A 20740-nucleotide genomic window follows, 5' to 3' on the forward strand; every position below is an offset into this window, starting at 1 on the left:
AAAAATATCCTTATTCCGTTAGCCCGAGAGCATTCATTTCTGCGACATGTATCTTGCTAATACCTGATCCACCATCGCCGGTGCCATTCCAAGGTAATTTGCCGGATCGGTCAGTTTTTCAATCAACTGTGGGTCCAGTCGTTCAGAGACGGACGGCATCGCATTCAGCACATCAGCCAATCGTCCACCTTGTTCGTTGACGATACGACAGGCGTCATACACCACGTCATGTGCATCCTGACGACCAATATACGGAGCCAACCCCATCATGACCGCTTCAGCCACAATCAATCCGTTAGTCATGCCGAGGTTACGTTTCATCGCATCTTCATCAACCACCAGCCCCGCCAGCATAAAGTTGGCCTGATGCAATGCCCCCGCACTGAGCACGAAACTTTCCGGGATAGCAATCCATTCGGCATGCCACGGCCCGGTTGCTCGCTCCAGATCTTGCACCATCGCATCAAGCATCAGCCCTGCCTGTTGGCGAACACCTTTGGCGCAGGCCAGCATCAGCTCACTGGAAATAGGGTTGCGTTTCTGCGGCATGGTACTGCTGGCGCCACGCCCTTTAACAAACGGCTCATACAGTTCGCCAAACTCGTTTGCTGCCAGCAGCATTACGTCGTAGGCAATCTTGCCCAGCGACCCGGTAATCACCGCTAACAGGTTCACCGCTTCGGCAAAACCATCACGCGCGACGTGCCAGGTGGATGTTGGGACATTTAGCCCAAGCTCTTCCATCATCGCTTTTTGTACCGCGAGGCCTTTATCCCCCAGTGATGCCAGCGTACCAGCTGCACCCGCAAATTCGCCGACCAATACACGAGGACGCGCCTGGGTTAGACGTTCCGCATGGCGTTCAAACATATCCAGCCAGATGGCCGTTTTGTAGCCAAAGGTCACGGGCAAAGCCTGTTGTAAATGGGTTCGCCCGGCCATCGGCGTATCACGGTAGCGGCGTGAAAGATCGGCCAGCGTTGCACGGAGTTTGTCCATATCGGATTCAATGAGCGCAAAAGCATCACGAATTTGCAGGACCACTGCGGTGTCCATAATGTCCTGAGTGGTTGCCCCCCAGTGCACATAGCCACCGGACTCGCCAGCCTGTTTAGAAATCTGGTGCACCAGCGGTAGGATCGGATAACCCACAATTTCGGTTTCATGGCGCAATAAATCAAAATCGAGCGTGTCAGCATTACATTTTTCTGCGATTTCCTGCGCCGCAGCCTCGGGTATCACACCGCAGCGTGCCTGGGCTTTGGCTAATGCCACTTCCACTTCCACGTATTTGCGCACCAGCTCACGATCGTCAAACACCGCGCGCATCGCCGGTGTGCCGAAAGAATCCCTGAACAGAACAGAATCAAGTACATTCGAAGCCATAAATCCCCCTGGAAAATCTGATAATGATAAGATGCGTGTTTACGGCAGTTTGTTGGATATTCAAATGCCGCCACAATGTCCAGACATAAGTAAATGTCCGCACATTTAAATGTACGGACATTTATAGTATTCATAAGAAATGTAGGGAATAGTCCGTACAAATTTTCGTGATAAAGATCACTAATATTTTGATGAAACTGCGATGAAAGAATCTCTGTACAAGCGAATAGCACGTGAACTGGCGCAGCAAATTGCGGTGGGAACTTTTGCCCCCGGTTCGCTGTTTCCTACGGAAATGGAACTGTGCGAAACATGGCAGGTCAGCCGCCACACCATGCGTGAGGCGCTAAGGGAATTAACAGAGCAAGGTCTGATATCACGGCGTAAAGGCGCGGGAACCCGCGTTTGCGAACCTAAGGCTAACGGCGTCAATCACCCGCTATCGCATCTTGAGGATCTGTTGCTGCTAGCCAAAAACAATCTGCGCGTCATCAAGAAAATCGATGAGATTGTGGCGGACATAGAGCTGTCCCAGATGATTGGCTGCCCACCAGGTTCGCGTTGGCTGCACATTGCCAGCACTCGCGAAGATGCTCAAAACCCCGACGCGCCAATCTGCTGGACAGACAGCTATGCCAGCACGGATTACGCCAAGCTGCGTACGTACATCCGTGACGACCCACACTCGCTAATCAGCGATTTGATCGAAACCCATTACGGTATCAAAAGTCATGAGGTGCACCAGACCATTACGGCTGTCGGCGTGCCAAAAAAGGTGGCAAAGATCCTCAATGTTGCACCTGATTCACCAGCGATGAGAATCGTGCGTCGTTATCTGGACAGGGACGGGAAAGTATTTGAGACGACGATTTCGATTCACCCGGCAGGACGCTATACCTGCTCAATCGTGCTGAAATCGCAAAGTTCGGGGGAGTGATTGACCTAGCCGGCCTACACTGTGTGTAGGCCGGCTAGCGTGTTTATACTGCCATACAGCAAGGTAAATTACTGCGCTGCAGACGGTTTGCGCGGACGACGCGGTGGACGAGGTTTATCACCTGCCGGTTTGCCTTCGCCACTACGCGGTTTCGCTTTTGGCGCACCGCCATCCTGACGACGCGGTTGCTGGCCACGCCCTGCTCCGCCCTGCCCGCGACCACCGCCGCCGCCACGCTGCTGGCGACCATTCTGGATCGGCTCTGCTTTGATGGACGGATCTGGCTCGTAGCCTGGCGTTGCAATACGCGGGATCTCTTTTTTCAGCAACTTCTCGATGTCACGCAACAGCTTGTGTTCATCGACACACACCAGAGACAACGCTTCGCCAGTAGCGGCCGCACGACCGGTACGACCAATGCGGTGCACGTAATCTTCCGGGACGTTTGGCAGCTCGTAGTTCACCACGTGCGGCAGCTCTTCAATGTCCAGACCTCGTGCGGCAATATCGGTCGCTACCAGCACGCGAATATCACCGGATTTAAAATCAGCCAACGCACGCGTACGCGCACCCTGAGATTTATTACCGTGGATTGCCGCACTGCGGATGCCGTCTTTATTCAGCTGTTCTGCCAGATGGTTCGCGCCATGTTTGGTACGGGTAAACACCAGCACCTGCTGCCAGTTGCCCTGACCAATCATCTGCGACAGCAGTTCGCGTTTACGTTTTTTATCAACGAAATGAACATGCTGAGTAACCTGCTCTGACGCGGTATTACGACGCGCCACTTCGATTTCCAGCGGGTTGTGCAACAGTTTTTCGGCCAGCGATTTAATGTCATCAGAGAACGTTGCCGAGAACAGCAGGTTCTGACGTTTTGCCGGCAGTTTTGCCAGAACGCGACGAATATCGTGAATAAAGCCCATATCCAGCATGCGATCAGCTTCGTCCAGTACCAGGATCTCAACCTGATCCAGTTTCACCGCATTCTGGTGTTCCAGATCAAGCAAACGACCCGGAGTGGCGATCAGCACATCTACGCCGCCACGCAGCTTCATCATCTGCGGGTTAATGCTGACGCCGCCGAAGACCACCAGCGAGCGAATATTCAGATACTTACTGTAATCACGGACGTTTTCGCCAATCTGGGCCGCCAGTTCGCGGGTTGGCGTGAGGATCAGCGCACGAACCGGACGACGGCTTTTACCATGCGGCTGATGGGTGATCAGGTGCTGCAACAGCGGCAGGGTAAAACCTGCCGTTTTCCCCGTACCGGTCTGGGCGCTGGCCATCAGATCGCGGCCTTCCAGCACGGCAGGAATAGCCTGCTGCTGAATAGGGGTAGGTTCACGGTAACCCTGCTCGGCAACGGCACGTAAAATTTCAGGGTTTAAACCAAGGGAATCAAAAGACATAACAACTCCGAACCGCCCTGACCGTTACCGGTGTCGTTTTCAGGGAGATACATACAATAGAGATGACAAAAACCACAATGTCATGAAGGGGCGGAGTGTAGCAGTTTTTGTGATGTGCCGCATAAATTATCCCTTCACTGGAAAATAACGCTCTGGACTGGACAAGGCTGCACATCAGTCATAATCTTAATCAATCGATTGATTAAGATCAGAGTCGTGCCATGAATACACCCACCATGACAACCAAAGGTGAACAGGCGAAGAACCAGCTCATTGCCGCCGGATTGGCGCAATTCGGCGAGTATGGTCTGCACGCCACGACGCGCGATATCGCTGCACAGGCCGGGCAAAACATTGCGGCTATCACCTACTATTTTGGCTCAAAAGAGGATTTATATCTCGCCTGCGCCCAGTGGATTGCAGATTTTATCGGCTCGCAGTTTCGCCCGCACGTTGAAGAGGCCGAGCGTTTATTCGCCCAGCCGGAGCCGGATCGTGGCGCGATGCGCGAACTGATCCTGCGTGCCTGCAAAAATATGATCATGCTGTTAACTCAGGACGACACCGTTAACCTGAGCAAATTTATCTCGCGCGAACAGCTTTCCCCCACCGCGGCTTATCAACTGGTGCACGACCAGGTTATCAATCCGCTGCATACTCATCTGACGCGCCTGATTGCCGCTTATACCGGCGGCGATGCCAATGATACCCAAATGATCCTGCATACCCACGCCATACTCGGCGAGGTGCTGGCCTTTCGTCTGGGGAAAGAAACCATTCTGTTACGTACGGGCTGGTCACAATTTGATGAGGATAAAACCGCGCTGATTGACCAAACGATCACCTGTCACATCGATCTTATTCTGCAAGGTTTAACGCAAAGGAGTCTGGAGTCATGAAAAAACCTGTCGTTCTCGGGCTGGTTATCGCGGCCCTCGTTGCCGTGATTGCCGGTGGAACGTGGTGGTATCAGAACCGGCAAGATAACGGCCTGACGCTATACGGCAATGTCGATATCCGTAGCGTCAACCTGAGTTTTCGTGTCGGCGGCAGGCTGGCCTCGCTGGCGGTTGACGAAGGCGATGCGATTACCGCCGGCCAGGTGCTGGGCGAACTGGACCGCGCACCGTATGAAAACGCATTGATGCAGGCAAAAGCCAACGTTGCCGCCGCACAGGCGCAATACGATCTGATGCTGGCTGGGTATCGTGAAGAAGAGATCGCGCAAACCGCGGCGGCAGTCAAACAGGCGCAGGCCGCCTATGATTACGCGCAGAACTTTTACAATCGGCAGGTGGGATTGTGGAAAAGCCGCACCATTTCTGCCAACGATCTGGAAAACGCCCGTTCATCACGCGATCAGGCGTTAGCTTCGCTGAAATCCGCACAGGATAAACTCACCCAGTATCGCAGCGGTAATCGTGTGCAGGACATCGAGCAGGCAAAAGCCACGCTCGAACAAGCTCAGGCCGAGCTGGCACAGGCAGAGCTTAATTTGCATGACACCACGCTGACCTCACCGTCTGACGGCACGCTTCTCACCCGTGCGGTTGAACCCGGCAGCATGCTGAACGAAGGGGGTACGGTACTGACGCTGTCGCTCACGCGTCCGGTTTGGGTTCGTGCTTACGTTGACGAACGCAATTTGAGCCAGGCTCAGCCAGGACGCGAGATCCTGCTCTATACCGATGGCCGCCCGGATAAACCGTATCACGGCAAAATCGGCTTTGTGTCTCCTACCGCCGAATTTACCCCGAAAACGGTCGAGACCCCTGACCTGCGTACCGACCTGGTTTATCGCCTGCGAATTGTCGTAACCGACGCGGACGATGCGCTGCGCCAGGGAATGCCGGTAACGATTAAGTTTGGCGATGAGGCACGGCATGAATGACGCCGTCATTACGCTTAAAGGGCTGACGAAAAACTTTGCCGGAATGGAAAAACCGGCCGTCGCCCCGCTCGACTGTACCGTTCATGCGGGCTACGTGACCGGGCTGGTCGGGCCGGACGGCGCGGGCAAAACCACGCTGATGCGAATGTTGGCGGGGTTATTAAAACCTGATGCCGGAAGTGCTGCGGTGATTGGTTTTGATCCCATCAAAGACGACAGCGCGCTGCATGCGGTGCTCGGCTATATGCCGCAGAAATTTGGTCTGTACGAAGATTTAACCGTCATGGAGAACCTCAATCTCTATGCCGATTTGCGCAGCGTCACCGGTGAAGCGCGAGAAAAAACTTTTGCCCGACTCCTGGAATTCACCTCGCTGGGGCCGTTTACCGGACGACTGGCAGGCAAGCTTTCCGGCGGCATGAAACAGAAGCTCGGACTTGCCTGTACGCTGGTCGGCGAACCCAAAGTGTTGCTGCTGGATGAGCCAGGCGTGGGCGTCGACCCTATTTCCCGCCGCGAACTGTGGCAAATGGTCCACGAACTGGCCGGGGACGGCATGCTGATCCTCTGGAGTACGTCATATCTGGATGAAGCAGAGCAATGCCGCGATGTGCTGCTGATGAACGAAGGTGAATTGTTATACCAGGGCGATCCTACTCAGCTTACGCAAACCATGGCAGGTCGCAGCTTCCTGATGAGCAGTCCGCAGGAAAACAACCGCCGACTGCTGCAACGCGCGTTAAAACTGCCGCTGGTCAGCGACGGAATGATTCAGGGGAAATCCGTCCGTTTAATCCTGAAAAAAGAGGCAACAGCTCAGCAGATCCAAAACGCTGACGGCATGCCGCAGATAACCATCAATGAAACCGCCCCCCGCTTCGAAGATGCCTTTATCGATTTACTCGGCGGAGCTGGAACATCAGAGTCTCCGCTGGGCGCTATCCTGCATACCGTGGAAGGCACGCCTGGCGAAACGGTGATCGAAGCCAAAGCGTTGACCAAAAAATTTGGCGATTTCGCCGCGACCGACCACGTAGACTTTGCCGTGCAGCGCGGCGAGATTTTTGGTCTGTTAGGCCCTAATGGCGCTGGCAAATCCACCACCTTTAAAATGATGTGCGGCCTGCTGGTCCCCACCTCCGGCAAAGCGCTGGTACTGGATATGGACCTGAAAGTCAGCTCCGGCAAAGCGCGTCAGCATCTGGGCTATATGGCGCAGAAATTCTCCCTGTACGGTAACCTGACGGTTGAACAGAATCTGCGCTTTTTCTCTGGCGTCTACGGCCTGCGCGGTCGGGCGCAGAAAGAGAAAATCGATCGTATGAGCGAGGCATTCGGCCTGAAGAGTATCGCTTCCCACGCCACCGACGAACTGCCGCTGGGGTTTAAGCAGCGTCTGGCGCTGGCCTGCTCGCTGATGCATGAACCCGACATTCTGTTCCTTGATGAACCCACTTCCGGGGTCGATCCCCTCACCCGTCGTGAGTTCTGGTTGCATATCAACAGCATGGTGGAAAAAGGCGTCACAGTGATGGTGACCACCCACTTTATGGATGAGGCGGAATACTGCGATCGCATCGGGCTGGTGTATCGCGGCAAACTGATTGCCAGCGGTACACCGGACGACCTGAAGGCTCAGGCTGCCGACAGCGACACGCCGGACCCGACCATGGAACAGGCGTTCATCACGCTAATCAATGACTGGGATAAGGAGCATACGCATGAGTAACTCCGCTCTCTCCTGGCGTCGCGTACGTGCGCTGTGTGTGAAAGAGACGCGCCAGATCGTCCGCGATCCCAGCAGTTGGCTGATTGCGGTGGTGATCCCGCTGCTGCTGCTGTTTATCTTCGGCTACGGGATCAACCTCGACTCCAGCAAGCTGCGGGTAGGGATTTTGCTCGAACAGCAGAGTGAAGAGGCGCTGGATTTTACCCATACCATGACCGGCTCGCCGTATATTGACGCCACCATCAGCGATAACCGTCAGGAACTGATTGAGAAAATGCAGGCCGGGCGTATTCGCGGTCTGGTGGTGATCCCGGTGGATTTTGCCCAGCAGATGGCACGCCCCAATGACGTGGCACCGATCCAGGTGATCACCGACGGCAGCGAACCGAATACCGCCAACTTTGTGCAGGGTTATGTCGAAGGCATCTGGCAAATCTGGCAGCAACAGCGGGCAGAAGATCGTGGGGAATCGTTCAAACCGTTGATCGACGTACAAACCCGCTACTGGTTTAACCCGGCGGCCATCAGCCAGCACTTTATTATTCCCGGGGCAGTCACCATCATCATGACGGTGATTGGCGCCATCCTCACCTCATTAGTGGTGGCGCGCGAATGGGAGCGCGGCACCATGGAAGCGCTGCTGTCTACCGAAGTCACCCGCGTCGAGCTGCTGCTGTGTAAACTAATCCCGTATTACTTTCTGGGTATGCTGGCGATGCTGCTATGTATGCTGGTGTCGGTGTTTATTCTTGGCGTGCCCTACCGCGGCTCGTTGCTGATCCTGTTTTTCATTACCAGCCTGTTTCTGCTCAGTACGCTCGGCATGGGGTTGCTTATTTCCACCATTACCCGCAACCAGTTTAACGCCGCGCAGGTCGCGCTAAACGCCGCCTTCCTGCCCTCGATTATGCTGTCGGGTTTTATCTTCCAGATAGACAGCATGCCCGCGATTATCCGGGCGGTAACCTACATTATTCCGGCGCGTTATTTCGTCAGTACCCTGCAAAGCCTGTTTCTGGCGGGAAATATTCCGGTGGTATTGATTATCAACGTGCTGTTTTTAATCGCTTCGGCGGTGATGTTTATCGGCCTGACGTGGCTTAAAACCAAACGTCGGTTGGATTAAGGAGGCGGGCATGTTTCATCGCTTATGGACATTAATTCGCAAAGAGCTGCAATCGCTGTTACGCGAACCGCAGACGCGAGCCATTCTGATTTTACCGGTGCTGATTCAGGTTATCCTGTTCCCGTTCGCGGCAACGCTGGAAGTGACCAACGCCACTATTGCTATCTATAACGAAGACAACGGTAAACATTCGGTTGAGCTTACCCAGCGCTTTGCCCGCGCCAGCGCTTTTACGCATGTTCTGCTGCTGAAAAGCCCGCAGGAGATCCAGCCCACCATCGACACGCAAAAAGCCCTGCTACTGGTGCGTTTCCCGGCTAACTTTTCGCGTAATCTGGATACCTTCCAGCAGGCACCCATGCAGATTATCCTCGACGGGCGCAACTCAAACAGCGCGCAAATTGCCGCGAATTACCTGCAGCAAATCGTTAAGGAGTATCAGCAGGAGCTGATGGACGGTAAGCCGAAACCGAACAACAGCGAGCTGGTGGTGCGTAACTGGTATAACCCGAATCTGGATTACAAATGGTTTGTGGTTCCGTCGCTGATCGCCATGATCACCACTATCGGCGTAATGATCGTCACCTCGCTGTCGGTTGCCCGCGAGCGTGAGCAAGGCACGCTGGATCAACTGCTGGTCTCTCCGCTGACCACCTGGCAGATTTTTATCGGTAAAGCGGTGCCCGCGCTAATTGTGGCTACTTTTCAGGCCACCATCGTGCTGGCGATTGGTATCTGGGCTTATCACATTCCGTTTGCCGGTTCACTGGGGCTGTTCTATTTCACGATGGTGATTTACGGGCTGTCGCTGGTCGGCTTTGGTCTGCTAATTTCGTCACTGTGCGCCACCCAGCAGCAGGCGTTCATCGGCGTGTTTGTGTTTATGATGCCGGCGATTTTACTCTCAGGCTATGTCTCACCGGTCGAAAACATGCCGGTCTGGTTGCAGAATCTGACGTGGATAAACCCGATCCGCCATTTTACGGACATCACGAAACAGATTTACCTGAAAGATGCGAGTCTGCAGATTGTCTGGGGAAGCTTGTGGCCGCTGTTGGTAATAGCGGCCACGACTGGCTCAGCGGCGTATGCGATGTTTAGACGCAAGGTGATGTAGTTTTTTGTCTTTCGCCAGCAGCGAGACCACGGCGGGTCCGGCAAGGATTACCAGCCCCGCCAGTGCCAGCAAGACATTGTTTTGCAGCACGCGTGATAGCAGCCACAGTACGATCACTGCGGTACCGAAATACCACGTCGTGGTCAACTCTTCCAGCACGTCAGCCACGTCGCGCCAGCGCTGTTCGTGGTGACGTTGCAATGCAAGCATCAATAAAACCGTAACGCCGTAAACGACGCACAATCCCAGGCCGACATGCACCAGTCTACCGCTCATCCAGCCCATTACCAGCAACGCCACTACCAGTAAATGCAACACTATCTGCCAGCAACTTAGACCCGTTGCGACACGAACACGTTGTTGCCACCTCATGGCTATTCTCCTGAAGGATTTTCGACTAATTGTTCAGAGTACCGGACTTTACGGAAAATTCCGCAACACCGCATCTTTTTGTGACGACGACTACACTATTTTATTTAGGAAGTGACGCCAACGGGAGGCTCATGAGCGGATCGGGAGTTCAATTTTCATTCAATGTGCTCACCATTAATACTCACAAAGGGTTCACCGCCTTCAACCGACGTTTTATTTTGCCTGAGCTGCGGGAGGCCGTCAGAACGGTCGGTGCAGACATTGTGTGTCTGCAGGAAGTCATGGGCGCGCACGAAGCTCATTCGTTGCACATTGAGAACTGGCCGGAGACCAGCCACTACGAATTTCTGGCAGACACGATGTGGAGCGACTTCGCCTACGGGCGTAACGCCGTGTACCCGCAGGGACATCACGGTAATGCGGTGCTGTCGCGGTATCCCATTGAGCATTATGAAAATCGTGATGTGTCGGTCGGCGCAAGTGAAAAGCGCGGAGTCCTTTACTGCCGAATCGTACCGCCAATGCTCTCCCACCCCATTCATGTGATGTGCGTGCATCTCGGCCTGCGTGAAGCTCACCGCCAGGCCCAGCTCGCTATGCTGGCAGACTGGGTTAACGCCTTGCCCAATTCGGAGCCCGTGGTGATTGCCGGAGATTTTAATGACTGGCTTTCAACGGCCAATCGCCCGTTGAAAGCCAAAGCTGGCCTTGACGAGATTTTTACCCGCGCCCACGGCCGCCCGGCGCGAACCTTTCCGGTGCAGTTCCCATTGCTGCGCCTGGACAGGATTTATGTGAAAAACGCGAATGCCAGTACCCCAACGACGCTGGCGCTGCGTCACTGGCGACATTTGTCCGATCATGCCCCCCTGAGTGCGGAGATTCATTTATGAAATATGGCTGGCGTGAAGGCAATCAAATTCAACTGCTGGAAAACGGCGATCAATTCTACCCCGCCGTCTTTGACGCCATTGAGCAGGCACAGCAAAAAATTATCCTTGAGACCTTTATCTGGTTTGAGGATGCGGTCGGAAAACAGCTGCATGCCGCGTTGCTCGAAGCCGCCCGGCGAGGCATCAAAGCAGAGGTGCTGCTGGATGGCTACGGTTCGCCGGATCTTAGCGACAGTTTTGTTGAAGAACTTACCGTAGCCGGTGTCGTTTTCCGCTACTACGATCCGCGCCCGCGCCTGTTCGGTATGCGCACCAATCTCTTTCGCCGTATGCATCGAAAAATTGTGGTCATAGATGACCGTGTTGCCTTTGTCGGCGGCATCAATTACTCCGCTGAACATATGTCTGATTACGGCCCGGAGGCCAAACAGGATTACGCCGTGCGCGTTGAAGGCCCTGTCGTAGCCGACATCCTGAGATTCGTGCTGGAAAACCTGCCCGGGCAAAGCGCCGTACGACGCTGGTGGCGGCGTCATCACCGGGCAATCGACAATCATCGACCTGGCGAAGCGCAGGCGCTGTTTGTCTGGCGCGATAACGAAGAGCATCGCGATGATATTGAACGCCACTACCTGAAAATGCTGACCCAGGCCCGGCGGGAAGTGATCATTGCCAATGCCTATTTCTTTCCTGGTTATCGCCTGCTGCATGCCCTGCGTAAAGCAGCACGACGCGGCGTTCGGGTAAAACTCATTGTGCAGGGTGAACCGGATATGCCGATTGTGAAAGTGGGCGCCCGCCTGCTGTACAACTATCTGGTAAAAGGCGGCGTCCATGTCTATGAGTACCGCCGTAAACCTCTGCATGGCAAAGTGGCGTTGATGGACGATCATTGGGCGACGGTGGGCTCCAGCAATCTCGATCCGCTGAGCTTGTCGCTGAATCTGGAAGCAAATCTGATTATTCATGACCGCACGTTTAACCAGACCCTGCGCGATAACCTGAACCCTATTATTGCGCAGGACTGCAAGCGGGTTGACGAATCTATGCTGCCAAAACGCACCTGGTGGAACCTGACCAAAAGCGTGCTGGCCTTCCACTTTTTACGCCACTTCCCGGCGCTGGTCGGCTGGCTGCCGGCGCATACCCCGCACCTGGCCGAGGTAGAGCCGCCCGCGCAGCCCGCTCTGGAAACTCAGGACCGTATACAAACTGAGGATGCAGGAGGGAAAACCTGATGGCAAAAAATCACCGGCGCTGGCGGTTAGCGAAAAAGATCCTCACATGGTTATTTTTTATTGCGGTGATCGTGCTGCTGGTTGTTTATGCCAGCAAGGTCAACTGGCAGGAAGTGTGGACGGTAATTCGCGATTACAATCGGATCGCCCTGCTCAGCGCAGTAGGGTTGGTGATCGTCAGTTATTTACTTTACGGCTGTTATGATCTGCTCGGGCGCTACTACTGCGGTCACAAACTGGCAAAACGCCAGGTCATGATGGTGTCGTTTATTTGTTACGCCTTCAACCTGACGTTAAGCACCTGGGTGGGCGGTATTGGGATGCGCTACCGGCTTTACTCACGGCTCGGGTTGCCGGGGGGCACAATAACGCGGATTTTTTCACTGAGCATTACCACCAACTGGCTGGGCTATATTCTGCTGGGCGGTTTTATATTTACCTTCGGCGTCGTCGAACTGCCCGCACACTGGTATATCGATGAAGGTACGCTGCGTATCTTAGGCATTGCGCTGCTGTTGATAATTGGCGTTTATCTGTGGTTTTGCGCCTTCGCTAAACATCGTCACATCACCATCAAGGGCCAGAAACTGGTGCTCCCCTCATGGAAATTTGCCCTCTTGCAGATGGCGATATCCGGGACTAACTGGATGGTTATGGGGGCGATTATCTGGTTGTTACTGGGTCAGAATATTAACTATTTCTTCGTGCTGGGCGTGCTGCTGGTAAGCAGTATTGCCGGGGTTATTGTGCATATTCCGGCGGGGATCGGCGTGCTGGAGGCGGTGTTTATAGCGCTGCTGGCGGGAGAGAATACGTCTCAGGGCACGATCATTGCTGCCCTGCTCGCGTATCGCGTGCTGTACTATTTTATTCCGCTACTGCTGGCGCTGATGTGTTATTTGCTGCTGGAAAGTCGGGCGAAAAAGCTACGAACAAAGAACGAGAAGGCGATGGCGAAATGATGGTGCTTATAGTGCCGGATGCGGCTTAACGCCTTATCCGGCCTACTTTCGATACACAACTGCAGGCCGGATAAGCGCAGCGCCATCCGGCAACAGAGAATTAACGACGATTGCCGAAAATACGCAGCAGCATCAGGAACAGGTTGATGAAGTCCAGATACAGCGTTAAGGCCCCAAGAATCGCGTATTTACGCAGATTGGAGCTGTCTCGCAGGTCAATCTGCTCACCGATATTTTTCAGCTTCTGCGTGTCATAGGCGGTAAGACCGACAAACACAATCACCCCGATATAGGTCACCGCCCACATCAGCGCTTCGCTCTTCAGCCAGAAGTTAACCAGCGAGGCCAGCACAATACCGATCAGCGCCATGAACAGCATATTGCCGAAGCCGCTCAGATCGCGTTTGGTGGTGTAGCCATACAGACTCATGATCCCGAACATCCCACCGGTAACCACAAAGGTGCTGGCGATAGACGAGTAGGTATAGACAATAAAAATGCTTGATAGCGTTAACCCGGTTAATGCCGAATAGAGCATAAACAGCGTGGTCGCCATACCCGCGCTCAGCCTTTGCACCATGCCGGACAGGACGAACACCAGCGCCAGTTGAGCAATGATCAGGCCAAAGAAGGTGATTTTGCTGGAGAAGACAAACATCATCACCGCGGGCGTATTTGCCGCATACCAGGCGATAAACGCCGTCAGCAACAGTCCGCAGGTCATCCAGCCGTACACCTGCGCCATATACGTTTGTAGGCCGGAACGGGCCTGTACAATAGAATCGGATCGTGGGAATCGGTCCATGACAATCTCCTGAGTCAGTATGAGCCTACAACAATTGTACTCTACCAGCGTTTTGCTGCTAGCTTATCACTGTCACGGGCATCAACCCAGCGCTCACCTTCCGGCGTGGCCTCGCGCTTCCAGAACGGCGCGCGGGTTTTCAGGTAATCCATAATGAACTGCCCGGCATCAAACGCGCTGCTGCGATGCGCACTGGTCACGCCAACAAAAACGATTTCGTCACCCGGCCACAGTTCGCCAATGCGATGAATCACCGTCACCCGACCCAACGGCCAGCGTGAACGCGCTTCGTCGACAATCTCCGCCAGCGCTTTTTCGGTCATTCCCGGATAGTGTTCCAGCGTTAACGCTTTTACGCTGTCGCCGAGATTGTGATTGCGTACTTTACCGGTGAAAGTGACTACCGCGCCGTCTTCATCGCGCTCTGCCAGCCAGGGATACTCATCCCCGACGCTGAACGGCGCATGACCAACAACAATTCGCGTTTCAGCCATTTTAGCCTCCGGTTACCGGCGGGAAGAAAGCAACTTCATCACCCGCGTTAAGAGGATGGTCAAAACTGACCAGCGTCTGATTTACCGCCGCCAGCAATTTGCCGTCTTCCAGCGCCAGCGCCCAGCGATCGCTTTGCGCCGCCAGATGCTTGCGCAGCGCTTCTACCGTTGCAAACTCGGCGGCAACTTCTAAGGCATCTGTGTTCACCAGTTCCCGTACCTGAGCAAAGAAAAGAACCTTAATCATGCGCATCCACCTTAAAATCACCCGATTTGCCGCCGCTTTTTGCCAGCAAACGCACCGGACCAATCACCATATCCTTTTGTACCGCTTTGCACATATCGTAGATGGTCAACGCCGCCACGGAGGCTGCCGTTAACGCCTCCATTTCAACGCCGGTTTTACCGGTCAGGCGACACAGTGTTTCAATACGTACGCGGTTGTGCTCCGGCTCGGCGTGAAGATTGACTTCGACCTTGCTTAGCATCAGTGGGTGACACAGCGGGATAAGATCCCAGGTGCGTTTGGCTGCCTGAATACCGGCAATACGCGCCGTGGCGAAAACATCACCTTTATGGTGGCTGCCATCGATGATCATCGCCAGCGTCTCGCTACGCATGGTCACGAATGCTTCGGCACGCGCCTCGCGTACGGTTTCCGCTTTGGCGGAGACATCCACCATATGCGCTTCGCCAGCGGCGTTAATATGAGTCAGTTGCGACATACTTATTTCTTCAAATGTGGGTGGAAATTACACGGACGCGTACGGGCATCAAGCTGCGGCGCAATGATATTTTCCCAGGCGGTACGACACGCTTTGGTCGAACCCGGCATGGCAAAAATCAGCGTTTTATTCGCCACGCCGGCAATCGCGCGGGATTGCAGCGTCGCGGTGCCAATCTCTTCAAATGACAGCATACGGAAGACTTCGCCAAACCCTTCAACTTCTCTGTCGAACAGCGGTTGCAGCGCTTCCGGTGCCTGGTCCCCTTCAGTTAAGCCAGTGCCGCCGGTAATGAGCACCACCTGTACATCGTCACTGGCAATCCAGGCAGAAACCTGGGCGCGGATGGCGTAGCGGTTCTCTTTGACAATCGCCTTATCGACAATCTGATGACCCGCTTCTTGCGCCGAGTCACGCAGATAATGGCCGGAGGTGTCATCTTCTTCGCCGCGACGGTTGGAAACAGTAAGAATAGCAATGCGTGTCGGGATAAATTCAGCGCTTACCTGACTCATGAAAAACTCCTTTTAGCGATCAGCCGCCAATGTAAGATAAGTTTTGCGTAATACCGGTATTGTTCTGATGCAGGAAATGGGTCTGCTTTTTCTCCAGCAGCGCGGCTGAAATGCGTTCTTCCAGCGCCGGTTGCTGAGCATCGTCTTCCAGCAAATCACGCAGGCTTACGCCGCCTTCACCAAATAAACACAGATGAAGCTTACCGACAGAGGAAACGCGCAGACGATTACAGGTGGCGCAGAAGTCTTTCTCATAAGGCATGATCAGACCAATTTCGCCAACATAATCAGGATGACAGAAAACCTGTGCCGGGCCGTCGCTACGCTGTCGGATCTGGTGGATCCAGCCGCGACGCAGCAGCTCATCGCGAAGTACCTGTCCGGAGATATGGTGTTTACGGAAGAGAGAGCTGCCCTCACCCGTTTCCATCAGTTCAATAAAACGCAGTTGGATTGGCCGAGGTTGGATCCACGCAAGGAAGGTGTCCAGTTGATGATGGTTTACGTCGCGCATCAGTACGGTGTTGACTTTCACTTTTTCAAAACCGGCATCAAAGGCGGCATCAATGCCCGCCATCACCTGCTGGAACTTGTCCTGTCCGGTAATGGCGTGAAACTGACGGGCATCAAGGCTGTCGACGCTGACGTTGAGCGCGGTCAGTCCGGCATCGCGCCAGGCGGCAGCTTCGCGCGCCAGACGATAACCATTGGTGGTTACCGCAATCTGGCGGATGGCGTCGTTTTCGCGCACGGCGGCGATAATGTCAGTGAAGTCGCGACGCAGTGAAGGTTCTCCCCCCGTCAGACGCACTTTTTCCGTTCCCAGACTGGCGAACGCACGCGTGACGCGGCGAATTTCATCAACGGTCAAGAAGCCGTTATTGGTGACCCCGCCGGGCTTATAGCCATCCGGCAGGCAGTAGGTGCAACGAAAGTTACACACATCTGTAATCGACAAACGTAAGTAGTAAAACTTACGTGCGAAAGCATCGGTAAGTTGAGAGCCCATGTACACCTTTCCAAATACGGGAGACGTAGTCATTTCTTCCTGCGCCCTGGTGACAAACTTTTTCAAGTCTTGTCACGGCCAAAGCACCGTATCATTTGACCCAGGTGCAGAGGCTAGAGTGTTTATACTCATCATACTTCGAGTTGCAGATGCGTTGGCTTCCGGCAACTCAAATTATTAAGAGTACTTTGTGGTTATGCCGATACTAGCGTGTAAATGGCGATTTTTCCATGTACACTTTCGCTGTATAAATATGTATATAGCGACATGATCGTGCAATTTCGCTACAGAATAAGCAAAAATCACAGTTTTGCATTGATATACATCATCTTGCCATCAGGTGGGTGTCGTCAGAAAGGAGTAGATCGCAGAAAAAAATTACGGCAAATGCCGACTGGATAATTGCTGAAAACACGCTATTTACGTTACTGTAGCGCCGATCAATTGATATCAGGAAAATATATGCGCACTCGCACGCTGGCAGATCTGGACCGCGTTGTCGCTCTCGGCGGAGGGCATGGATTAGGACGCGTTCTCTCCTCTCTTTCCCCATTAGGTTCCCGCTTGACGGGTATCGTCACCACCACGGATAACGGCGGGTCGACAGGTCGTATTCGTCGCTCTGAAGGGGGAATAGCATGGGGAGACATGCGTAACTGTCTGAACCAGTTAATTACCCAACCCAGCGTTGCATCCGCGATGTTTGAGTATCGTTTTGGCGGTAACGGCGAACTTTCCGGGCATAACCTCGGAAATCTGATGTTAAAGGCGCTCGACCACCTCAGCGTGCGGCCTCTGGAAGCCATCAATTTAATTCGTAGCCTGCTGAAAGTTGACGCACATTTAATTCCGATGTCGGAGCTGCCGGTGGATCTGATGGCCATTGATGACCAGGGGCACGAAGTTTATGGCGAAGTGAATATCGATCAACTCACCGTCCCGCCTCAGGAACTGATGCTGTCGCCAAAAGTCCCGACTACGCGCGAGGCCGTTGAGGCAATCGCTGAAGCGGATTTGATTTTGATAGGCCCCGGCAGTTTTTACACCAGCCTGATGCCGATTCTGTTACTCGATGAAATGTCACAGGCATTACGTCGCACACCGGCTCCGATGGTCTACATAGGCAATCTTGGGCGCGAATTAAGCCTGCCAGCAGCCAGCCTGACGCTTAGCGATAAGCTGGCCATTATTGAACAGTACGTCGGGAAGAAAGTGATTGATGCGGTGGTTGTGGGGCCGAAAGTGGATGCTTCCGCCGTTACCGACCGCGTGGTTATTCAGGAAGTGCTGGAAGCCAGCGATATTCCCTACCGCCATGACCGCCAGCTATTGCATAGTGCACTGGAGAAAGCGGTGCAGGCGTTGGGCTAAACGGATTTGCCTGATGCGCTTTGCTTATCAGGCCTACAAAAACGTTCTGCGCCGCCATCCGGCCTACGTACGCAATCTACCCCGTAGGTCGGATAAGGGGTTTACCCCGCATCCGACACCGTCTTACGATGCCGCAATAAACAACTCGCGCAGCTGATGCAACTGGTCGCGGATTGTCGCGGCCTCTTCAAATTCGAGATTCTGCGCGTGCAGCATCATCTGCCCTTCCAGCTCGTGAATCTTCTGCTGCAGCGCTTTTGGCGTCATATCCAGTTCGACAACCTCAGACTTCGCGCCTGCACGTGACTTCCCTTTGCCTTTCGCCTTGGTCTTCGCGATATTCTGACCCAGCGCCAGAATATCGACCACTTTCTTGTTGAGCCCCTGCGGCGTAATACCGTGCTCTTCGTTATAGAGCTGCTGTTTCTCACGACGACGTTCGGTTTCACCAATCGCTTTAGCCATTGAGGCGGTAATTTTATCGCCGTAGAGAATCGCCTTACCGTTGATGTTACGCGCCGCACGACCGATGGTCTGAATAAGTGACCGTTCAGAACGCAGGAACCCTTCTTTGTCTGCGTCCAGAATCGCCACCAGTGAGACCTCAGGCATGTCCAGACCTTCACGTAACAGGTTGATACCCACCAGCACGTCAAACTCGCCCAGACGCAGGTCACGAATGATTTCCATACGTTCCACGGTATCGATGTCAGAGTGCAAATAACGCACCCGTTCACCGTGCTCTTCAAGATACTCGGTGAGGTCTTCCGCCATCCGTTTGGTGAGCGTGGTGACCAGCACACGTTCGTTAATCGCCGCACGGGTGCGGATTTCAGACAGCAGGTCGTCAACCTGCGTCGCCACCGGACGCACCTCAATAACCGGATCCAGCAGCCCGGTCGGTCGTACCACCTGATCGACCACTTCATCGCCGGATTTCTCCAGCTCATAGTTGCCCGGTGTTGCCGAGACGTAGATGGTCTGCGGTGCCAGCGCCTCGAATTCTTCAAATTTGAGCGGACGGTTATCCAGCGCCGATGGCAGACGGAATCCGTACTCGACCAGGGTTTCTTTACGCGCCCGATCACCGCGATACATGCCGCCAATTTGCGGAATAGTCACGTGGGATTCATCCACCACCAGCAGGCCATCGGCAGGCAGGTAATCAAACAGCGTCGGCGGCGGCTCGCCCGGACCACGCCCGGACAGATAGCGGGAATAGTTTTCAATCCCCGAGCAGTAACCCAGCTCGTTCATCATTTCCAGATCGAACTGGGTACGTTGACTTAAGCGCTGTTCTTCCAGCAGTTTGTTATTTGCCAACAGGACTTTTCGCCGCTCAGCCAGCTCAACTTTAATTTCTTCCATCGCCTGTACAATACGTTCGCGCGGTGTCACGTAGTGCGTTTTAGGATAGATGGTGAAGCGCGATATAGTCGATTCGACCTGCCCGGTAAGTGGGTCAAACAGCGACAAACGTTCGACCTCTTCATCAAACAGTTCCACGCGCAACGCGATGTCGTCAGATTCCGCCGGGAATATGTCGATCACTTCACCGCGCACGCGGAAGGTCCCGCGCTGGAACGCCTGATCGTTGCGGGTATATTGCAGCTCCGCCAGACGACGCAGGATAGCACGCTGGTCGATAATCATCCCCACCGTCAGGTGCAGCATCATTTTCAGGTACAGGTCCGGGTCACCCAGACCATAAATTGCGGAAACCGACGCCACAACGATGACATCCCGTCGCTCAAGCAGCGCTTTGGTCGCTGACAATCGCATCTGCTCAATGTGTTCGTTAACCGAGGCATCCTTCTCGATGAAGGTGTCAGAACTTGGCACGTAGGCTTCCGGCTGATAATAGTCGTAGTAGGAGACGAAATACTCCACCGCGTTATCCGGGAAGAATTCCTTCATCTCACCGTACAACTGCGCGGCAAGCGTCTTATTGGGGGCCAGCACCATGGTAGGGCGCTGTAAGTCCGCAATCACGTTCGCGATGGTGAATGTTTTCCCCGACCCCGTCACCCCCAGCAGCGTCTGATGCGCCAGACCATCCTCCAGACCTTCTTCCAGGCGACGAATCGCCTCAGGCTGATCGCCAGAGGGTTTAAAAGCGGAATTTAGTTTGAACGGTTTACTCATGAGCAGCTACCTGAAGCAATGGGCGGGCAGGTGTGTAATTTTACTCGCAACAGTATATTTTGCCAGTAAAATATACTGGATGAAAAAACAGTAACACGCCAGAATATTTCTGTTACGCCAGCAAAATGGCCGTGACTACAGGCTAAAATTTGTCCGCAGGCAAGATAAAACACCAGCAAAAATGTGTTATCCCCAAACCAATGACTTTTTTAACATTTGTCAAGCTACCCGATGAAAGTTTTGTGGCAACACATGACACTTCTGCGACAGCCATTGCATTTATCTAACACACTGTAATTTAATGACTATTATCTCAAGCCGTCTTTCGCATCAATTTAGTCGCAGGCCGCGTCTTCTCTCGCTTACCTTGTGTTTTCTAACTCTAATACACAAGGTTATCCACAGGAATAGTGGATAACTGCCTCCAGCCCGTACGGACTGTAGCCTGGCAAAAACGTCCTCACTCCCTTTTCCGGTGGCATAAAAAAAAATTATCGCTATTTTTTGATATTTATCAGCTAACGAAGCGACCTGGGATGGCCGAGATCTTGCTCGCATTTTCATCATTTTCCTGCCTGCACCATCACAACGCCACCAGGCACTGACAATG

The 20740-nt window shown here is 53.8% G+C and carries 20 protein-coding genes and 1 riboswitch; of the genes, 10 read left to right on the top strand and 10 right to left on the bottom strand.

Annotated elements, in window-relative coordinates; translation table 11 throughout:
• Window positions 1–33 precede the first annotated feature (33 nt).
• Window positions 34–1386, bottom strand: a complete 1353-nt coding sequence (locus OGY83_RS08930) for a class-II fumarase/aspartase family protein (RefSeq protein WP_123268290.1) — start codon at window positions 1384–1386, stop codon at window positions 34–36.
• Between the two features lie 202 nt (window positions 1387–1588).
• Here OGY83_RS08930 and OGY83_RS08935 point away from each other — a divergent pair, with 202 nt between their 5' ends.
• Window positions 1589–2323, top strand: a complete 735-nt coding sequence (locus tag OGY83_RS08935; protein WP_003831553.1) for a GntR family transcriptional regulator — start codon at window positions 1589–1591, stop codon at window positions 2321–2323.
• Between the two features lie 68 nt (window positions 2324–2391).
• On the opposite strand, the gene rhlE is transcribed toward OGY83_RS08935, so the two are convergent.
• Window positions 2392–3738, bottom strand: coding sequence for an ATP-dependent RNA helicase RhlE (gene rhlE, locus OGY83_RS08940; protein WP_079936850.1), 1347 nt, complete (start codon window positions 3736–3738; stop codon window positions 2392–2394).
• Between the two features lie 221 nt (window positions 3739–3959).
• On the opposite strand from rhlE, the gene cecR reads away from it, so the two are divergent.
• From cecR to OGY83_RS08965, 5 genes are read left to right on the top strand one after another with little or no spacing between them, the layout of a single operon-like run.
• Window positions 3960–4637 (top strand): transcriptional regulator CecR, encoded by a 678-nt coding sequence (gene cecR / locus OGY83_RS08945; RefSeq protein ID WP_286635719.1) that lies wholly within the window; start codon window positions 3960–3962, stop codon window positions 4635–4637.
• Window positions 4634–5629, top strand: coding sequence for a secretion protein HlyD (hlyD, locus tag OGY83_RS08950; RefSeq protein WP_286635720.1), 996 nt, complete (start codon window positions 4634–4636; stop codon window positions 5627–5629). The genes cecR and hlyD overlap by 4 nt, the downstream gene beginning before the upstream one ends.
• Window positions 5622–7358: an ATP-binding cassette domain-containing protein gene (locus OGY83_RS08955; RefSeq protein WP_126318747.1), complete on the top strand. Its 1737-nt coding sequence runs from the start codon at window positions 5622–5624 to the stop codon at window positions 7356–7358. Before hlyD ends, OGY83_RS08955 begins: the two co-directional genes overlap by 8 nt.
• A complete protein-coding gene (locus tag OGY83_RS08960; protein ID WP_003831545.1) occupies window positions 7351–8484 on the top strand; it encodes an ABC transporter permease in 1134 nt (377 codons plus the stop codon). Before OGY83_RS08955 ends, OGY83_RS08960 begins: the two co-directional genes overlap by 8 nt.
• 10 nt (window positions 8485–8494) lie before the next feature.
• Window positions 8495–9601 carry an ABC transporter permease gene (locus tag OGY83_RS08965; protein ID WP_008784194.1) on the top strand — a complete coding sequence of 369 codons (1107 nt, stop codon included), beginning with the start codon at window positions 8495–8497 and terminating at the stop codon, window positions 9599–9601.
• On the opposite strand, the gene OGY83_RS08970 is transcribed toward OGY83_RS08965, so the two are convergent.
• On the bottom strand, window positions 9563–9973 hold the full coding sequence (locus OGY83_RS08970; protein ID WP_079936855.1) for a YbhQ family protein: 411 nt from the start codon (window positions 9971–9973) through the stop codon (window positions 9563–9565). The two genes, OGY83_RS08965 and OGY83_RS08970, sit on opposite strands and share 39 nt — an antisense overlap.
• A 131-nt stretch (window positions 9974–10104) precedes the next feature.
• On the opposite strand from OGY83_RS08970, the gene OGY83_RS08975 reads away from it, so the two are divergent.
• From OGY83_RS08975 to OGY83_RS08985, 3 genes are read left to right on the top strand one after another with little or no spacing between them, the layout of a single operon-like run.
• Complete coding sequence (locus tag OGY83_RS08975; RefSeq protein ID WP_286635721.1) at window positions 10105–10866, top strand: endonuclease/exonuclease/phosphatase family protein; 762 nt, start codon at window positions 10105–10107, stop codon at window positions 10864–10866.
• Window positions 10863–12104 carry a cardiolipin synthase ClsB gene (gene clsB / locus OGY83_RS08980; protein WP_079936857.1) on the top strand — a complete coding sequence of 414 codons (1242 nt, stop codon included), beginning with the start codon at window positions 10863–10865 and terminating at the stop codon, window positions 12102–12104. Before OGY83_RS08975 ends, clsB begins: the two co-directional genes overlap by 4 nt.
• Window positions 12104–13066 carry a lysylphosphatidylglycerol synthase domain-containing protein gene (locus OGY83_RS08985; RefSeq protein ID WP_286635722.1) on the top strand — a complete coding sequence of 321 codons (963 nt, stop codon included), beginning with the start codon at window positions 12104–12106 and terminating at the stop codon, window positions 13064–13066. The genes clsB and OGY83_RS08985 overlap by 1 nt, the downstream gene beginning before the upstream one ends.
• A 100-nt stretch (window positions 13067–13166) precedes the next feature.
• Here OGY83_RS08985 and OGY83_RS08990 read toward each other — a convergent pair whose 3' ends face one another.
• From OGY83_RS08990 to moaA, 6 genes are all read right to left on the bottom strand, one after another.
• Window positions 13167–13871, bottom strand: a complete 705-nt coding sequence (locus OGY83_RS08990) for a Bax inhibitor-1/YccA family protein (protein ID WP_003831536.1) — start codon at window positions 13869–13871, stop codon at window positions 13167–13169.
• 41 nt (window positions 13872–13912) lie between these two features.
• Window positions 13913–14365, bottom strand: coding sequence for a molybdopterin synthase catalytic subunit MoaE (moaE, locus tag OGY83_RS08995; RefSeq protein WP_008784190.1), 453 nt, complete (start codon window positions 14363–14365; stop codon window positions 13913–13915).
• 1 nt (window position 14366) lies between these two features.
• Entirely contained in the window at window positions 14367–14612 is a 246-nt protein-coding gene (gene moaD / locus OGY83_RS09000; RefSeq protein WP_003831530.1) for a molybdopterin synthase sulfur carrier subunit, read from the bottom strand.
• A complete protein-coding gene (moaC, locus tag OGY83_RS09005) occupies window positions 14605–15090 on the bottom strand; it encodes a cyclic pyranopterin monophosphate synthase MoaC (RefSeq protein WP_003035188.1) in 486 nt (161 codons plus the stop codon). The genes moaD and moaC overlap by 8 nt, the downstream gene beginning before the upstream one ends.
• A 2-nt stretch (window positions 15091–15092) precedes the next feature.
• Entirely contained in the window at window positions 15093–15605 is a 513-nt protein-coding gene (gene moaB, locus OGY83_RS09010) for a molybdenum cofactor biosynthesis protein B (protein WP_003035187.1), read from the bottom strand.
• A gap of 19 nt (window positions 15606–15624) precedes the next feature.
• Complete coding sequence (gene moaA / locus OGY83_RS09015; RefSeq protein ID WP_286635723.1) at window positions 15625–16614, bottom strand: GTP 3',8-cyclase MoaA; 990 nt, start codon at window positions 16612–16614, stop codon at window positions 15625–15627.
• Window positions 16602–16747: riboswitch (molybdenum cofactor riboswitch) on the bottom strand. It overlaps the preceding gene by 13 nt.
• A 329-nt stretch (window positions 16748–17076) precedes the next feature.
• Between moaA and yvcK the strand changes: the two genes are divergently transcribed.
• Entirely contained in the window at window positions 17077–17985 is a 909-nt protein-coding gene (yvcK, locus tag OGY83_RS09020) for a uridine diphosphate-N-acetylglucosamine-binding protein YvcK (protein ID WP_003831525.1), read from the top strand.
• Between the two features lie 123 nt (window positions 17986–18108).
• Here the strand turns inward: yvcK and uvrB are convergent, their stop codons facing one another.
• Window positions 18109–20130, bottom strand: coding sequence for an excinuclease ABC subunit UvrB (gene uvrB, locus OGY83_RS09025; protein ID WP_286635724.1), 2022 nt, complete (start codon window positions 20128–20130; stop codon window positions 18109–18111).
• Window positions 20131–20740: the final 610 nt, after the last annotated feature.

It is taken from the genome of Citrobacter sp. Cpo090, assembly GCF_030332665.1.
In the GTDB taxonomy this organism is placed as follows: domain Bacteria; phylum Pseudomonadota; class Gammaproteobacteria; order Enterobacterales; family Enterobacteriaceae; genus Citrobacter; species Citrobacter portucalensis.

Excerpts from the sequence above, each read along its gene's own strand:
- OGY83_RS08965 (WP_008784194.1), top strand. The coding sequence starts at position 8,495 with ATGTTTCATCGCTTATGGACATTAATTCGCAAAGAGCTGCAATCGCTG.
- uvrB (WP_286635724.1), bottom strand. The coding sequence starts at position 20,130 with ATGAGTAAACCGTTCAAACTAAATTCCGCTTTTAAACCCTCTGGCGAT.
- OGY83_RS08975 (WP_286635721.1), top strand. The coding sequence starts at position 10,105 with ATGAGCGGATCGGGAGTTCAATTTTCATTCAATGTGCTCACCATTAAT.
- moaB (WP_003035187.1), bottom strand. The coding sequence starts at position 15,605 with ATGAGTCAGGTAAGCGCTGAATTTATCCCGACACGCATTGCTATTCTT.
- OGY83_RS08960 (WP_003831545.1), top strand. The coding sequence starts at position 7,351 with ATGAGTAACTCCGCTCTCTCCTGGCGTCGCGTACGTGCGCTGTGTGTG.
- OGY83_RS08930 (WP_123268290.1), bottom strand. The coding sequence starts at position 1,386 with ATGGCTTCGAATGTACTTGATTCTGTTCTGTTCAGGGATTCTTTCGGC.
- moaD (WP_003831530.1), bottom strand. The coding sequence starts at position 14,612 with ATGATTAAGGTTCTTTTCTTTGCTCAGGTACGGGAACTGGTGAACACA.
- OGY83_RS08935 (WP_003831553.1), top strand. The coding sequence starts at position 1,589 with ATGAAAGAATCTCTGTACAAGCGAATAGCACGTGAACTGGCGCAGCAA.
- moaE (WP_008784190.1), bottom strand. The coding sequence starts at position 14,365 with ATGGCTGAAACGCGAATTGTTGTTGGTCATGCGCCGTTCAGCGTCGGG.
- clsB (WP_079936857.1), top strand. The coding sequence starts at position 10,863 with ATGAAATATGGCTGGCGTGAAGGCAATCAAATTCAACTGCTGGAAAAC.
- rhlE (WP_079936850.1), bottom strand. The coding sequence starts at position 3,738 with ATGTCTTTTGATTCCCTTGGTTTAAACCCTGAAATTTTACGTGCCGTT.
- hlyD (WP_286635720.1), top strand. The coding sequence starts at position 4,634 with ATGAAAAAACCTGTCGTTCTCGGGCTGGTTATCGCGGCCCTCGTTGCC.
- OGY83_RS08985 (WP_286635722.1), top strand. The coding sequence starts at position 12,104 with ATGGCAAAAAATCACCGGCGCTGGCGGTTAGCGAAAAAGATCCTCACA.
- moaA (WP_286635723.1), bottom strand. The coding sequence starts at position 16,614 with ATGGGCTCTCAACTTACCGATGCTTTCGCACGTAAGTTTTACTACTTA.
- OGY83_RS08970 (WP_079936855.1), bottom strand. The coding sequence starts at position 9,973 with ATGAGGTGGCAACAACGTGTTCGTGTCGCAACGGGTCTAAGTTGCTGG.
- cecR (WP_286635719.1), top strand. The coding sequence starts at position 3,960 with ATGAATACACCCACCATGACAACCAAAGGTGAACAGGCGAAGAACCAG.
- OGY83_RS08990 (WP_003831536.1), bottom strand. The coding sequence starts at position 13,871 with ATGGACCGATTCCCACGATCCGATTCTATTGTACAGGCCCGTTCCGGC.
- OGY83_RS08955 (WP_126318747.1), top strand. The coding sequence starts at position 5,622 with ATGAATGACGCCGTCATTACGCTTAAAGGGCTGACGAAAAACTTTGCC.
- moaC (WP_003035188.1), bottom strand. The coding sequence starts at position 15,090 with ATGTCGCAACTGACTCATATTAACGCCGCTGGCGAAGCGCATATGGTG.
- yvcK (WP_003831525.1), top strand. The coding sequence starts at position 17,077 with ATGCGCACTCGCACGCTGGCAGATCTGGACCGCGTTGTCGCTCTCGGC.